General features: G+C 72.4%; 15 protein-coding genes. 12 read left to right on the forward strand and 3 right to left on the reverse strand.

Annotation, left to right across the window (positions count from 1 at the left end):
* Nucleotides 1-9: 9 nt before the first annotated feature.
* Genes OQ02_RS07395 through ligA form a run of 3 tightly spaced genes read left to right on the forward strand, consistent with a single transcriptional unit; the run spans nt 10 to nt 3,723 of the window.
* Nucleotides 10-900 carry a LysR substrate-binding domain-containing protein gene (locus tag OQ02_RS07395; protein ID WP_033437539.1) on the forward strand — a complete coding sequence of 297 codons (891 nt, stop codon included), beginning with the start codon at nt 10-12 and terminating at the stop codon, nt 898-900.
* Complete coding sequence (locus OQ02_RS07400) at nt 897-1,547, forward strand: hypothetical protein (protein WP_033437540.1); 651 nt, start codon at nt 897-899, stop codon at nt 1,545-1,547. Before OQ02_RS07395 ends, OQ02_RS07400 begins: the two co-directional genes overlap by 4 nt.
* A 31-nt stretch (nt 1,548-1,578) precedes the next feature.
* Complete coding sequence (gene ligA, locus OQ02_RS07405; protein WP_051772020.1) at nt 1,579-3,723, forward strand: NAD-dependent DNA ligase LigA; 2,145 nt, start codon at nt 1,579-1,581, stop codon at nt 3,721-3,723.
* 137 nt (nt 3,724-3,860) lie between these two features.
* On the opposite strand, the gene OQ02_RS07410 is transcribed toward ligA, so the two are convergent.
* A complete protein-coding gene (locus tag OQ02_RS07410) occupies nt 3,861-4,295 on the reverse strand; it encodes a protein-tyrosine phosphatase family protein (RefSeq protein ID WP_033437541.1) in 435 nt (144 codons plus the stop codon).
* 131 nt (nt 4,296-4,426) lie between these two features.
* Between OQ02_RS07410 and OQ02_RS07415 the strand changes: the two genes are divergently transcribed.
* Nucleotides 4,427-4,933, forward strand: a complete 507-nt coding sequence (locus tag OQ02_RS07415) for a GNAT family N-acetyltransferase (protein WP_033437938.1) — start codon at nt 4,427-4,429, stop codon at nt 4,931-4,933.
* Here OQ02_RS07415 and OQ02_RS07420 read toward each other — a convergent pair.
* Nucleotides 4,914-5,324 (reverse strand): SWIM zinc finger family protein, encoded by a 411-nt coding sequence (locus OQ02_RS07420; RefSeq protein WP_033437542.1) that lies wholly within the window; start codon nt 5,322-5,324, stop codon nt 4,914-4,916. The two genes, OQ02_RS07415 and OQ02_RS07420, sit on opposite strands and share 20 nt — an antisense overlap.
* Nucleotides 5,325-5,350: 26 nt before the next feature.
* Between OQ02_RS07420 and OQ02_RS07425 the strand changes: the two genes are divergently transcribed.
* Together OQ02_RS07425 and OQ02_RS07430 are read left to right on the forward strand one after the other, a co-directional pair.
* The gene (locus OQ02_RS07425; RefSeq protein WP_197043240.1) at nt 5,351-6,058 is read left to right on the forward strand and encodes a 3-keto-5-aminohexanoate cleavage protein; all 708 of its coding nucleotides are present in this window, start codon (nt 5,351-5,353) and stop codon (nt 6,056-6,058) included.
* A 49-nt stretch (nt 6,059-6,107) separates the two neighbouring features.
* Nucleotides 6,108-6,746 carry a LysE family translocator gene (locus tag OQ02_RS07430; RefSeq protein WP_033437543.1) on the forward strand — a complete coding sequence of 213 codons (639 nt, stop codon included), beginning with the start codon at nt 6,108-6,110 and terminating at the stop codon, nt 6,744-6,746.
* A gap of 191 nt (nt 6,747-6,937) precedes the next feature.
* Here OQ02_RS07430 and OQ02_RS07435 read toward each other — a convergent pair whose 3' ends face one another.
* Nucleotides 6,938-7,591, reverse strand: coding sequence for an ACT domain-containing protein (locus tag OQ02_RS07435; protein WP_033437940.1), 654 nt, complete (start codon nt 7,589-7,591; stop codon nt 6,938-6,940).
* Nucleotides 7,592-7,815: 224 nt separating this feature from the next.
* Here OQ02_RS07435 and gatC point away from each other — a divergent pair, with 224 nt between their 5' ends.
* The 6 genes from gatC to OQ02_RS07465 all read left to right on the forward strand — a co-directional run bounded on the left by gatC (nt 7,816) and on the right by OQ02_RS07465 (nt 14,623).
* Entirely contained in the window at nt 7,816-8,115 is a 300-nt protein-coding gene (gatC, locus tag OQ02_RS07440; protein WP_033437544.1) for an Asp-tRNA(Asn)/Glu-tRNA(Gln) amidotransferase subunit GatC, read from the forward strand.
* Nucleotides 8,116-8,149: 34 nt separating this feature from the next.
* Entirely contained in the window at nt 8,150-9,664 is a 1,515-nt protein-coding gene (gatA, locus tag OQ02_RS07445) for an Asp-tRNA(Asn)/Glu-tRNA(Gln) amidotransferase subunit GatA (protein ID WP_033437545.1), read from the forward strand.
* A complete protein-coding gene (locus OQ02_RS07450) occupies nt 9,661-9,852 on the forward strand; it encodes a hypothetical protein (protein WP_033437546.1) in 192 nt (63 codons plus the stop codon). The genes gatA and OQ02_RS07450 overlap by 4 nt, the downstream gene beginning before the upstream one ends.
* Nucleotides 9,849-11,351, forward strand: a complete 1,503-nt coding sequence (gene gatB, locus OQ02_RS07455; RefSeq protein WP_033437547.1) for an Asp-tRNA(Asn)/Glu-tRNA(Gln) amidotransferase subunit GatB — start codon at nt 9,849-9,851, stop codon at nt 11,349-11,351. The genes OQ02_RS07450 and gatB overlap by 4 nt, the downstream gene beginning before the upstream one ends.
* A gap of 325 nt (nt 11,352-11,676) precedes the next feature.
* Nucleotides 11,677-11,889, forward strand: coding sequence for a hypothetical protein (locus tag OQ02_RS07460; protein WP_156076919.1), 213 nt, complete (start codon nt 11,677-11,679; stop codon nt 11,887-11,889).
* A gap of 88 nt (nt 11,890-11,977) precedes the next feature.
* Nucleotides 11,978-14,623: a CHAT domain-containing protein gene (locus OQ02_RS07465; protein ID WP_081915453.1), complete on the forward strand. Its 2,646-nt coding sequence runs from the start codon at nt 11,978-11,980 to the stop codon at nt 14,621-14,623.
* Nucleotides 14,624-14,679: the final 56 nt, after the last annotated feature.

Consider the following 14,679-nt stretch of genomic DNA (forward strand, 5'->3'; position numbering starts at 1 on the left):
CCTTGGGCTATGACCCCGGACCTCGAATCGCTGCGCCTGCTGGTGCTGGTGGGGGAGCTGGGCAGCCTCGGCCGGGCGGCCGAGGAGCTGGGCATCGCGCAGCCGTCGGCGAGCAAGCGGCTGTCCACCCTGGAACGCCGGCTCGGGCTGGTGCTGGTGGACCGGGGTCGGCGCGGTTCCGTGCTCACGCCCGCGGGCGTGGTGGTGACCGAGCGGGCGCGGCGGGTGCTGGACGAGGTCGCCGGCCTGGTCGAGGGCGCGCGGGCGCTGCGGTCGGCGCGGGAGGCCGAGTTGCGGGTGGCGGCCAGCATGACCGTGGCCGAGCACCTGGCGCCGAGCTGGATCGGGGAGTTGCGGCGGGCCCGGCCGGACCTGCGGGTCGGGCTCAGGGTGACGAACTCGGAAACGGTCGGCCAGCTGGTGCGCGACGGTGTCGTCGACCTCGGGTTCGTCGAAGCGCCAGGGTCGCTACCAGGGCTTTCGTCGCGGAAGGTGGCGGTGGACCGGCTCGCGGTCGTGGTCGCGCCCGGACACCCGTGGGCACGTCGGCGCCGTCCGCCGACGCCTGCGGAACTGGCCGCGACGCCGTTGGTGATGCGGGAACGCGGCTCCGGGACGCGGGACACGCTGGACCGCGTGCTGCCGGACGCGTGCGCGCCCGCGCTGGAGCTGGGCTCGACCACGGCGGTGCGCGGCGCGGTGGTCGCCGGCGTGGCACCGGCCGCGCTGAGCGTGCTGGCCGTGGCCCTCGACCTGGCCGACGGGCGGCTGGTCGAGGTGCCGGTGGCGCTCGACCTGCGCCGAGTGCTGCGCGCCGTGTGGCCGGCCGGGCGGAGGTTGGTGGGACCGGCCGCGGAACTCCTCGCGGTGACCACCCGGCGTAGTTCAATGGGCGCATGAGCTGGTTCCGCCGACGCACCGAACCCGAGCCCGCCGCCGTCCACCTGCCCAACCCGGACGAGGCCGCGGTCGCGTTCTGGCAGGAGTGGTTCGAGCTGCTGCCGATCGTCAGCGCGGCCCTGGGCGACGGCGAACCGCACCGCGTGGAGGGCGAACTCGGCGCGCTGGTCGCCGCCGTGCACCCGGACCTCGAATTCTCCCTCGAACGCGGCCACCGGGCGATCTACGCGCTGGTGATCACCGGCCAGGAAGACCCGAAGCTCCGCCCCTACACGGACGCGTGGATCAACGCCGCCCCACCCGAGGACATGATCTGGGAGTACCACGACTCGGTGCCGCCGGTGCCGGACCCGACCCAGGTCACGATCAACCTCGGCGCACGCCGGATCAGACTGGCCGACGTCCGGGTGGTGGCGCAGGTGTCGGACGGCCTGGTCGACGTCGCCGTCCACCACCCCGAGTTCGCGAACCTGGACGACGCGGCCCGGCGGACCATGACGTTCCTGCCGCTGGACGTCACCCTCGGTGAGCGGTTGGCCGGCGAGCGGCTCGGCCGGGTCGAAACCGCGTCGACCGAGCCGGAGGGCGCGATCGGCCTGCTGGAGTTCCGCGACCTGGTCCGGGCGATCGACGGGGACACCCCCTGAAATTGTCGGACCCCCTGGTTACCCTCATGCCGTGACCAGCAGCGACCCGTTGAACCCGACCCACGTCCCCGCCGAGGGCGTCGAGGACGTGCCCGCCGACGTGCGGGAGGAGCACGCCGCGCTGGCCGAGGTGGTGCGCGGGCACCAGTTCCGCTACTACGTCCTCGACTCGCCGACGGTCAGTGACGGCGAGTTCGACGAGTTGCTGCGCGGGCTGGAGGCGTTGGAGGCGGCGCACCCCGGGCTGGCCACGCCCGATTCGCCCACCCAGCTCGTCGGCGGCACGTTCTCCACCGAGTTCACCGCGGTCGACCACCTGGAGCGGATGCTCAGCCTCGACAACGTGTTCTCGCCCGAGGAGTTGCAGGGCTGGTTCGACCGGGTGGGCAAGGAGGTCGGCTCCGAGGTCCACTTCCTGTGCGAGCTGAAGATCGACGGGCTGGCGATCAACCTGCTCTACGAGCACGGGCGGCTGGTGCGCGCGCTGACCCGCGGCGACGGGCGGACCGGTGAGGACGTGACGCTGAACGTCCGCACCCTGGAGAACGTGCCGGAGACGTTGACCGGCACCGACGACCACCCCGTGCCCGCGCTGGTCGAGGTGCGCGGTGAGGTGTTCTTCGCGGTGGAGGACTTCCTGGAGCTGAACGCGCGGCTCGTGGAGGCAGGCAAGCCGCCGTTCGCGAACCCGCGCAACACCGCCGCCGGGTCGCTGCGGCAGAAGGACCCCAAGGTGACGGCGTCGCGGCGGCTGCGGATGATCTGCCACGGGCTGGGCAGGCGCGAGGGCTTCGAGCTGACCCGGCAGTCGGGGGCGTACGAGGCGCTGAAGGCGTGGGGGCTGCCGGTGTCGTCGCACACGGCCGTGCTGAGCACGTTCGAGGAGGTCGCCGAGCACGTCGCCTACTGGGGCTCGCACCGGCACGACGCCGTGCACGAGATCGACGGCGTGGTGGTCAAGGTGGACGAGGTGTCGTTGCAGCGGCGCCTGGGCAGCACCTCACGCGCTCCCCGGTGGGCCATCGCGTTCAAGTACCCGCCGGAAGAGGCGACGACCACCCTGCTGGACATCAAGGTGCAGGTCGGCCGAACGGGCCGCGTGACGCCGTTCGCCGTGATGGAGCCGGTGAAGGTGGCCGGTTCGACGGTGGCGAGGGCGACCCTGCACAACGCCAGCGAGGTCAAGCGCAAGGGCGTGCTGATCGGCGACCGCATCGTGATCCGCAAGGCCGGCGACGTGATCCCCGAGGTGCTGGGTCCGGTGATCGACGCCCGCCCCGCCGACGCCCGCGAGTTCGAGATGCCGCTAACCTGCCCGGAGTGCGGCCACGCGTTGCGCCCGATGAAGGAAGGCGACGTCGACATCCGGTGCCCCAACGCGGCCGGGTGCCCTGGTCAGCTGCGTGAACGCCTCGCGTACCTGGCGTCCCGCTCGGCGTTGGACATCGAGGTGCTGGGCTTCGAGGCGGCGGCGGCCCTGGTCGACTCCCCGGTGTACTCGGACGAGGGTGACCTGTTCGCCCTGGACGCGGAGAAGCTGGCGCGGGTCGACCTGTTCCGCACCAAGGACGGGGAGCTGAGCGCGAACGCGCTGAAGCTCCTGGACAACCTGGAAACGGTCAAGCAGCGTCCACTGTGGAGAGTCCTGGTGGCCCTGTCCATCCGCCACGTCGGTCCCACCGCGGCCCGTGCGCTGGCGCAGGAGTTCGGCTCACTGGAGCGCATCACCGAGGCGTCGGAGGAGGAGCTGGCGTCGGCCGAGGGCGTCGGCCCGACCATCGCGACGGCCGTGCGGGAGTGGGTGGAGACCCCGTGGCGGCAGGCGGTCGTGGAGAAGTGGCGCGCGGCGGGCGTCCGCACGGCGGAGGAGCGGGACACCTCCATCCCGCGCAACCTGGAGGGGTTGTCGATCGTGGTGACGGGTTCGCTGGAGACGTTCTCGCGGGACTCGGCGAAGGAGGCGATCCTGTCGCGGGGTGGCAAGGCGGCGGGCTCGGTGTCGAAGAAGACGGCGTTCGTGGTGGTGGGCGAGTCGCCGGGCTCCAAGGCGGAGAAGGCCCTCCAGCTGAAGGTCCCGGTCCTGGACGAAGCGGGTTTCCGCGTCCTGCTGGACGAAGGCCCCGAAGCCGCGACCAAGGTGGCCACGTTCGCCGAGGAGCCCGCGCCCACCGAGTAGCCCGCAACCGCCCGCCACCGGCCCGCGCCCGGCCAGGCCCGGTCGGGTCGGGTCGGGCCAAGTCGGGCTCGGTCGCGTCGGGCCGAGTCGGCTGGGCCAGGTGCTCGGACCGCCGGGTCAGGTCCGGACCGGCTGGGTCACGTCAGCTGGGGGAAGCGCGTGACCCACCGCTTCTGCCAGGGCGTTTCCACCGCACGCCGGTTGTAGTGGGCCCGCGTCCACGCGACCGCGTCACCCGACGGCACGCCCGCCATCACGGCCAGGCACGCGATCACCGTGCCGGTCCGCCCGACACCGCCGCCGCACGCCACCTCGACCCGTTCACCCGCCACCGCCCGCGCGTGCAGGTCCCGGATCAGCGCCACGGCCTCCTCCGACGACTTGGGCAACCGGAAGTCCGGCCACTCGACCCACTCGTGCGGCCAGGTGATGCCGGCCCCGCGCCGCGCCCGCATCTTCGCGGAACCCAGGTAGAGGCCGTAATCGGGCGTGCCCTCCGGGGTCGGGTTCCGCAGCCCCCGACCGCGCACGAGCGCGCCGTCGGGCAGTTCGATCGCACCGGGAAGACTCATGACGCCATCATCGCGACCCGCACTCTTGCGGACGACCCGGGGTGACATCCGCCGCGATCCTTGATCGCGCACGCCCGGCGCAGTTGTCTGGAACACGATCGGGGAGGTTCAGCGAGGTGGAGGGGAACCAGATGGCCGACATCGTGGTGAGGCCCGCGCGGGAAGACGAGTGGGCGGCGGCGGGCACGATCACCGTCGCCGCCTACCAGGCCGACCGCCACATCGACAGCCACACCGGCGGCTACGCCGACACGCTGGTCGATGCCCGCACCCGCGCCAGGGAGGCGGAACTCCTGGTGGCGGTGGACGCGGAGAACACCGTGCTCGGCACCGTCACGGTGGTCCGGCCGGGCACCCCGTACGCCGAGGTCAGCCGGGACGGCGAGGTGGAGTTCCGGATGCTCGCGGTGAGCCCGTCGGCGCGCGGACGGGGGGTGGGCGAGGTGCTGGTGCGCGCGGTGATCGTGCGGGCTCGTGAGCTCGGCGCGCGGCGGCTGGTGATGAGCAGTTCCGAGCACATGACCACGGCGCACCGGCTCTACCAGCGGCTCGGGTTCCAGCGGCTGCCGGAACGCGACTGGCAGCCGGTGCCGGGCGTGGACGTGACGGCGCTCGGGTTCAGCCTCGAACTCGCATGATCTCGTCCCGCAGCGACCGGTCCCGTGCCGCCCGGTCGTAGAGCAGCTCCACCAGCGTCGCGTGGTCCAGGCCGGCGAGGCGGACGCGCAGCTCCTCGTCCTCCGCGTCCGGCGGCGGCACGGTCAGGCCGCGCTCCAACAGCACCAGGCCGACGGCCACGCAGTGCTTGCAGAAGAACCCCTGCGAGCCGTACGGGCACGAGCAGGTGCCCGTCAGGTGGGTGTCCTCCCACGTCAGCGTCACCTGGTACTCGGCCGCGCCGAGCACCAGGGCCTCCACGTGCCGCGAGCGCACGGCCAACTCGGCCACGGAGTCACGGTAGGTCAGCCCGCGCCAGTACGACTTGGCGCCCGCGTAGTGGCGCAGCAGGGCTGAGGTCAGCGTCGGCATGGCGGTATCCAACACCTTGTGGTTCGGTGGGTTTCGTGCTCCAGGCTTGTCTGAACGGCGCCCGCGAGCCGGGCAGCCACCCTAGTCTGCCGATCACCCCGCAGGCGCTGGCGGCGGACGCCGCCGAGTGCGCGGCGCTCGGCGTCAGGTCGTTCCACCTGCACCCGCGTGACGTGGTCGGATCGGAGGTGTTGGCCGGTCCCGAGGTCGCCACCACGGTCGCCGTGGTCCGTGCCGCCGTGCCGCACGCGGAGATCGGCGTGACCACGGGCGCGTGGATCGTGCCGGACCGGGTGCGGCGGGCCGAACTGGTGCGCGGGTGGGCGGGCCTGGCCGCCGGACGTCCGGACTTCGCGTCGGTCAACGTGCACGAGGACGGCTGGCTGGACATCGCCACCGCGTTGCGCGACGCGGGCATCGGCATCGAGCTGGGCGTGTTCCACGCCGCCGCGGCGCGCACCCTGCTGGACGAGGGCGTGCCGGAGGGGACGGTGCGGGTGCTGGCCGAGGTCCAGCCGGGGGAGACGACGCGGCACGCCGATGAGCTGCTCGACCTGCTGGTGCCGCTCGGCGTGCCGGTCCTGCTGCACGGCGAGGACGGCAGCGCGTGGCCGGTGTTCGACTACGCGTCGGCGCGCGGGCTGGACACCCGGATCGGTCTCGAAGACACCCTCACGGCCCGCGACGGCACGCGTGCGGTCGACAACGCGCAGCTCGTCCGCCTCGCCGTCTGAGCAGGAAATCGCTGGTAGCGCGTGTGCTCGGCGTGGTTCTGTTGACGGCATGGTGTCCACCGACCGGCTCGTGGCGTTCGCGGCCATGTCGCTCCTGCTGATCGTGATCCCCGGGCCGAGCGTGCTGTTCGTGGTCGGCCGGGCGTTGGCGCAGGGCCGCCGTGCCGCGTTGATCACGGTCTTGGGGAACACGCTCGGTGCTTATGCGCTTGTCGTCGCCGTGGCGTTCGGCGTCGGGGCGGTCGTGGAGCGCTCGGCGTTCGTGTTCACGACCCTGAAGCTCGCCGGCGCCGTGTACCTGGTGTACCTGGGTGTGAAGGCGGTGCGGCAGCGAGGGGCGTTGCACGCTTCGTTCACGGGTGGTGGACCGGGGCGGGGCGGCCTGCGCACGTTGTGGGAGGGCTTCGCGGTCGGCGTGGCGAACCCGAAGACGATGGTGTTCTTCGCCGCCGTGCTGCCGCAGTTCGTGGACCGCGCCCAAGGGCACGTGGCGGCTCAGATGCTGCTGCTCGGCCTGGTCTTCAACCTCATCGCCGTGGCGTCCGACAGCGTTTGGGGCCTGGCCGCGGCCACCGCCCGCACCTGGTTCGCCCGTTCCCCGCGTCGCCTCGCCCTCGTCGGCGGCGCCGGCGGCCTCGCCATGATCGGCTTGGGCGTCACCATCGCCGCCACCCCCGACCCCGCGTGAGTCCTACGTTCAGAACCCGCGAGTCGTACCTTCAGAACCTCCGTGTCCTACGTTCGGAACCCCCGAATTCAACGCTCGGAACACGGCCGCCCGACCGGAGTCGTTCTGAGCGTTGAACTCGGGGTACGCGAACGTAGGACTCACGGGTCGCGAACGTAGGACTCACGGGTTCTGAACGTAGGACTCACGGGTTAGTCGGGGAGGACTACGGAGACGATGCCGGCCAGGTGGGCCAGGCGGGCGACCTCGGCGGCGCGGAACATGGGGCCGCCGGGACGGCCGACGAGGAGGACGCGGTCCGGTTTGCCGAGGGGGGTGGCGGCCAGTTCGGTGCCCAGCTCCTGCCACGTCTCCGGCACCCACGAGTCCTCGCCGTCCAGGACGGTGGCACGGGCCAGGGGCAGCCACGGCGGCGTCTGCAGCTTCGTCTCCGGCGCGGCCGACGACGACGTCAGCCGGTGCACGGTGCCGCCGTCCCACGACACGACCACCGCCCACCCCGCCCGGATGATCTTCGGCACGCCCTCGGTGAACACCGCGAGCCCGTTGCGCGGGTCCTCGGCGACCTCTTCCACCAGCTCCAGCTCGCGGTGGGTGTCCAGCACACCCGCGTACGGCCGGACGGCGTCCACCTCGACGCCTTCGATGGACTCGGCGGCCGTGATCAGCACGTCGGGCAGCCGCCCGGAGGGCAGTTCGACCACCAGGTCGTCGATGGCCAGGCCGGCGCCGCGTTCCACCACGTCCACGCTGAGTATGTCGGCCCCGATCTCGCCGAGCGCGGAGGCGACCGCGCCCAGGGTGCCGGGACGGTCCGGGAGCTGGACCCGGATCAGGAAGGACACGGTGCACGCCTCCAAGGCTGTGGTGGAGCATCGAGGTGGAAACTCGCCGGTCGATGATTCTCGCAGACGCAGCTTCGCTTTCCGACCCACCAGCCACGTTGCACGCCGGTAAAATCGCGCACCCGCCCGCGCGAGCGCGGGTAACCCGGTCGAAGGTCGCCCTGACCAGCCAATAGACTCGGCAGGTCCAAAACCATGAAACCAGACCCCCGGGGGTTGACGAGGTGCCCAGCATCTCCCGCGACGAGGTCGCGCATCTGGCCCGCCTGGCGAGGCTCGCCGTCACGGACGACGAGCTGGACCTGTTCGCCGGCCAGTTGGACGTGATCCTGCAGTCGGTGGCCACGGTGGGCGACATCGCCGCCGCGGACATCCCGCCCACTTCGCACGCCGTTCCGCTGACCAACGTGTTCCGCGAGGACGTGGTGCGTCCCAGCCTCGGTCAGCAGCAGGCGCTCGCGGGCGCCCCCGCCGCCGAGGACGGCCGCTTCCGCGTGCCCCGCATCCTGGGGGAGGAAGCATGACCGCCGACGTTAACTTCCGCGCGGAGGCGGAATCATGAACCCTCTGATCCGCAGCACGGCCGCGGAGCTGGCCGCCAAGATCGCGAGCCGCGAGGTCTCCGCGGTGGAGGTCGCCCAGGCCCACCTCGACCGCATCGGCGAGGTCGACGGCGCGGTCAACGCGTTCCTGCACGTCGACACCGAAGGCGCCCTCAAGGCGGCCCGGAAGGTGGACGACGACCTCGCTGCCGGCGCCCACGTCGGTCCGCTGGCCGGCGTGCCCATCGCGCTCAAGGACGTGCTCACCACCGAAGGCGTGCCGACCACGGTCGGTTCGAAGATGCTTGAGGGCTGGGTACCGCCCTACGACGCCACGGTCACCCGCCGGCTGAAGGAAGCCGGGGTGGTGATCCTCGGCAAGACCAACATGGACGAGTTCGCGATGGGCTCCTCCACGGAGAACTCGGCGTACGGCCCGACCCGCAACCCGTGGGACCTGGACCGCATCCCCGGCGGTTCGGGTGGCGGCTCGGCGGCGGCGCTGGCCGCGTTCCAGGCGCCGCTGTCCATCGGCACGGACACCGGCGGCTCGATCCGCCAGCCCGGCGCGGTCACCGGCACGGTCGGCGTGAAGCCCACCTACGGCGGTGTCTCCCGGTACGGGCTGGTGGCGTTCTCGTCGTCGCTGGACCAGGCCGGGCCGTGCGCCCGGACCGTGCTGGACGCGGCCCTGCTGCACGAGGTCATCGCCGGGTACGACCCGATGGACTCCACCTCGATCAACGCGCCCGTCCCGCCCGTGGTGGCGGCGGCGCGCGAGGGTGCGAGCGGCGACCTGTCCGGCGTGCGCGTCGGCGTGGTCACGCAGTTCAGCGGTGAGGGCTACCAGCCGGGCGTGCTGCGCAGCTTCGAGGCGGCCGTGGCGCAGCTCAAGCAGCTGGGCGCCGAGGTCGTCGAGGTCTCGTGCCCGAGCTTCGACTACGCGCTGCCCGCGTACTACCTGATCGCGCCCAGCGAGGCCTCGTCGAACCTGGCCCGCTTCGACGCGATGCGCTACGGCATCCGGGTCGGCGACGACAGCACCCGCAGCGCCGAGGAGGTCATGTCGCTGACCCGCGAGGCCGGTTTCGGCCCCGAGGTGAAGCGCCGCATCATGATCGGCACGTACGCGCTGTCGTCGGGCTACTACGACGCGTACTACGGCTCGGCGCAGAAGGTGCGGACGCTCATCAGCCGCGACTTCGAGGCCGCGTTCGCCACGGTGGACGTGCTGGTCTCGCCGACCACCCCGACCACCGCGTTCCCGCTCGGCGAGCGCACCGGCGACCCGATGGCCATGTACAAGGCCGACCTGTGCACGATCCCGGCGAACCTGGCCGGCAACGCCGCCATGAGCCTCCCGAGTGGACTGTCCGACGAGGACGGTCTGCCGGTCGGGTTGCAGATCATGGCGCCCGCGTTGCAGGACCACCGGATGTACCGGGTGGCGGCGGCGTACGAGGTGGCGCGCGACGCGGCGCTGGGTGCCCCGGTCATCCAGGGCGTGCCGCAGTTGGCGGGTGCGCGGTGAAGCGGGGACGCACGATTCTGTCGCTGGTCGGCGCCGCGGGTGCGGCCACCAGCGCGTTCTCCACGTTGAAGGCGGCGCGCGGCAAGAACGACAAGCTCGCGCTGGCCAACGCGGTGGCGAGCATCCTGGTGGCGATCACCGGTGCGGCGCTGGCCGTGCGGGGTCTGCGGAAGGACGGGAAGGCATGACGTCGGTGCACGAGCTGATGGACTACGCCGAGGTCATCGAGCGCTTCGACCCGGTGCTCGGGCTGGAGGTGCACGTCGAGCTGCACACCAACACGAAGATGTTCTGCGGCTGCGCGAACGTCTTCGGCGGTGAGCCGAACACGCAGGTCTGCCCGACCTGCCTCGGCATGCCCGGCGCGCTGCCCACGCTCAACGGCAAGGCGGTGGAGTCGGCGATCCGGATCGGGTTGGCGCTCAACTGCGAGATCGCGGAGTGGTGCCGGTTCGCCCGGAAGAACTACTTCTACCCGGACATGCCGAAGAACTTCCAGACGTCGCAGTACGACGAGCCGATCGCGTTCAACGGCTACTTGGACGTGACGCTGGACGACGGCTCGCTGTTCCGGGTCGAGATCGAGCGCGCGCACATGGAGGAGGACACGGGCAAGTCGCTGCACGTCGGCGGCTCGACCGGGCGCATCCACGGTGCGGAGCACTCGCTGCTGGACTACAACCGGGCCGGCGTGCCGCTGATCGAGATCGTCACCAAGACGATCGAGGGCACCGGGGAGCGGGCGCCCGAGGTGGCGCGCGCGTACGTCACGGCGTTGCGCGACCTGTTGAAGGCGCTCGACGTGTCGGACGTCCGGATGGACCAGGGTTCGCTGCGGTGCGACGCGAACGTGTCGCTGATGGCCAAGGACGCGACGGAGTTCGGCACCCGCACCGAGACGAAGAACGTCAACTCGCTGCGCAGCGTCGAGCGGGCGGTGCGGTTCGAGATGACCCGCCAGGCGGCGCTGCTGGCGTCCGGCGGGACGATCACCCAGGAGACCCGGCACTTCGACGAGTCCACCGGCGGCACGTCGTCGGGGCGCACGAAGGAGACGGCGGAGGACTACCGGTACTTCCCGGAGCCCGACCTGGTGCCGATCGCGCCGTCCCGCGAGTGGGTCGAGGAGCTGCGCGGGACGCTGCCGGAGCTGCCCTGGGAGCGCCGCAAGCGGGTGCAGGACGAGTGGTCGCTGACCGACGCGGAGCTGCGCGACCTGGTCAACGCCGGTGCGGTCGACCTGGTGGCGGCGACGGTCGACGCCGGCGCGACGCACACCGAGGCCCGGTCGTGGTGGGTGTCCTACCTGACCAAGGAGGCCAACAGCCGCGGCGTCGAGCTGTCGGAGCTGGCCATCACGCCGGCGCAGATCGCTCGGGTGATCGGGCTGGTGAACGCGGGTGAGCTGACGAACAAGCTGGCCCGCGAGGTCGTCACCGGTGTGCTGGAGGGCGAGGGCGAGCCGGAGGCCGTCATCGAGGCGCGCGGCCTGAAGGTCGTCTCGGACGACTCGGCGCTGGAGAAGGCGGTGGACGAGGCGCTGGCCGCGCAGCCGGACGTGGCGGCGAAGATCCGCGACGGCAAGGTGGCGGCGGCCGGTGCGATCGTCGGCGCGGTGATGAAGGCGACGAAGGGCCAGGCGGACGCGAAGCGCGTGCGTGAGCTGATCATCGCCCGCTGCTCGTAGCGGTTGGTTCCACCGGTGGGGCAGGGCTCGCGCGAGCCCTGCCCCACTGCTGTTCCCGGGTGACTGATTGCGGACCGAGCGGTGACTGCGGAGTGTTAAGGCCTTCACCCATTCGTGTGGTAACACTCGAAGAACCGCTTCTCCGGTCCTGGCAGACGGCCTCTAGGGCGGGTCGTTAGTCGCTCTCCGTGAATTCAAACCTTCTTGCCTGCGTCCATCTGTGTCACGCTTGAGCCGTTCGGTTGGGGGTCGGGGGACCACCGCAACGATCGAGCCGAAGCAGAGGACGCCCCGCTCAGGGGTCTGTTGCAGGGGAGGCAACGCCATGACTCGTAATGACCCGAACCTCGGCAAGAGGGTGGACGTCGTCGAGGACTCCGTCATCGACGCGGGAACGGGCACCGGCACCGGTGACGGCGGGGGCGTAGAGCCCACCGGCGGCCCGTACAAGCCGACCGGCGACCCGCTCGTGAAGCCGCTGGGCGGCCCGTACAAGCCGACCGGTGACGAGCCGGTGGCGGTCAGGCGGACGGACTGAACGCCCAGCGGCCGACGCCGCGGTGACACCACGCCGGGTACCGCCGACCTCGTGGCCGGCGGTATCCGGCCGTTCCCTGTGATCTCATATGACCGTGCCTGCGCAAACGCCCGTTCGCGGATCACGCGGGACGCGCCGCGCCTCCGGGCCGGACCACACGGTCGCACTGGCCCGGCAGCTGCACCGCGCCGCGTTGGACGCGGCCACTGCCGACCGGCACCCGGCGGCCATCCGGCAGATGCGCCGGGGCTTGGCGCTGCTGGAGACACCGGGCATCGACCCGCAGGCACGGCTCGAGGTCCGCACCCGGCTGCTCAACACGCTGGCGTTCTGCCTGGCCGAGACGGGCAACGTGGACGACGGCCTGGTCCAGCTCGCGGGCGTCGACCGGGAGCTGGTCGGCCTGCGGGACGAGGAGCTGCGGGCCCACCTGTCCACCCTGGTCAACCTCAACCGCGCCGCCCTGCTGTGCCGGGTCGGCCGCATCGACGAGGGCATCGCCCAGCTCGACCGGGAGATCGAGCGCAGCGAAGGGCGCCTCACCGCGCACGCCGGCCAGGAGTCCGTCGACCTGCTCGCGCTCGCGCTGTCCAACCGGGGCAACGCCCACGGCGAGGTCCACCGCCACGAGAAGGCCGTGCGCGACCTGAACCGGGCGGTCGAGCTGGCCAACGGGCACGACCTGCCGCTGCGTGCCGCGATCGCCGAGCACGCGCTGGGCAACGCGATGCAGCGCGCCGGTGACATCCCGGCCGCCCTGCACCACTACCACGAGGCCAACCGGGTGTTCCAGGAGCTCGAGCCCGGACTGCTGCTGCGGCTGCGCATCGACCAGGCCGAGGCGATGATCAGCGTCGGGCTGGCCGACGAGGCCGGTCGGCTGCTCGACGAGGTGCTGCCGGAGCTGCGCCGCCAGCGCATCGGGCAGGACGTGGCGGAGGCCGAGCTGTTCCGCGCGGCGGCGGCGTTGCAGGACGGCGACCTCGTCGCGGCCCGGCGGATGGCGCGGTCGGCGCAGCGCAAGCTCGTCGGGCGCGGCAGTCCGGCGTGGGCGGCGGTGGCGGGGCTGATCGAACTGCGCGTGGACGTGCTGAAGGCCCTGGAGTCACGGCGGCCGGTCGCCCCCGTGGTGTCGCGGGCACTGGAGCTGTCCGCCGAACTGGCCGGGTTGAAGCTGTCCGACCAGGCCGCGTTCGCGCTCGTGCTGGCGGCCCGGCTGGAGATCCGCCGCGGTGCACCCGACCGCGGCGCCGAGCTGCTGCGCCGGGTGCCGCGATCGCGCCGGATCACGCCGATCGACCACCGGATGTTGCTGCGGCTGTGCCGGGCGGAGCTGGCGCTGGCCCTCGGCAACGAGCGGGTGGCGCTGGCGCAGGCGAAGGCCGGGCTGGCCGAACTGGGCCGGATGCGGGACCGGCTCGGCGGCCTGGAACTGGTGTCCGGCACCGCCGTGCACGGCCGTGAGCTGGGTGAACTCGCCGTGCGGCTGGTGCTGGAGGCCGGTGACTCGCCGGCCGACGCGAAGCGGCTGTTCACCTGGCTGGAGCGGACCAGGGCGCAGCTGTACCGGTACGACCCGGCCGAGTCTGCGGTGGACTCCGAGCTGGGTGAGCGGATCGCCGAGGTGCGCCGGTTGAGCCGGGCGCTGCTGCGGGCCCGACTCGACGGCCTGCCGACCGCCGAGCTGGAGGGGCGGCTCAAGCAGAGCCAGCGCGCCGCGACGCGGATGGGCTGGACGTCCGGTCCGTGGGGGACGCCGCGCCCGGTCGTGACGCCGGACGACGTGCTGACCCGGTTGGGCGGCCGGGCCATGGTGAGCTTCGCCGTGTCCGACGACGAGCTGATCGCCTTGGTGCTGGCGGGGGACCGGGTGCGCATGGTGCGCCTCGGGTCGGCCGCCGCCGCCACGGAGAGCGCACGCCGCCTGCACGCCGACCTCAACGCGTTGGCGCCGGACCACCTGCCGCCGCGGCTGGCGGACGTGATCTCGGCGTCCGCGCGCCGTGAGGCGGAGAAGCTGGACCGGCTGCTGCTGCGCCCGCTCGCGCCGATGATCGGCTCGCGTGAGCTGGTCGTCGTGCCGACCGGCGCGCTGTACGTGGTGCCGTGGGGCGTGCTGCCGGTGTGCGCGAACCGGCCGACCACCGCCGCACCGTCGGCGACGGCGTGGGTGTCGGCGGTCCGCGCGCACCGGGAGCCGGCCGGCGGGGTGCTGCTGGTGCGCGGTCCGGGGTTGCAGGCGGCGCAGGGTGAGATCGACCGGCTCGCGGGCTACCACGGCGACGCGAAGCTGCTCGGCGTCAGCGAGGCGCGGGTGAGCTCGGTGCTGGAGGCGTTGGACGGCGTGGAGCTGGCGCACATCGCCGCGCACGGCGAGCACGAGCCGGAGAACGCGCTGTTCTCGCGGCTGGAGCTGGTGGACGGTGCGATGTTCGCGCACGAGGTGGGTCGCGTGCGCCGGCCGCCGCACCAGGTCGTGCTGGCCGCGTGCGAGCTGGCGTTGAACCGGGTGCGGCCGGGTGACGAGCCGCTGGGGTTCGCCGGCGCGCTGCTGGCGAGCGGTGCGCGGACGGTGATCGCGGCGTCCAGCCGGGTGGGCGACCAGCCGTCGGCGGCGGCGATGGCCGACTTCCACCGCAACCTCGCGGGCGGGGCGTCACCGGCGGTGGCGTTGGCCGACGCGGTGGCCGTCGACCCGCTGCGCCGCCCGTTCGTGTGCCTGGGCTCCGGCTGACGGTCAGGCGTCGACACTGCGGCTGACGGTCGGGCGTCGACACTGCGGCCGGCGCT

Origin of the sequence: Saccharothrix sp. NRRL B-16314 (assembly GCF_000716595.1) — a bacterium.
Classification (GTDB): Bacteria; Actinomycetota; Actinomycetes; order Mycobacteriales; family Pseudonocardiaceae; genus Actinosynnema.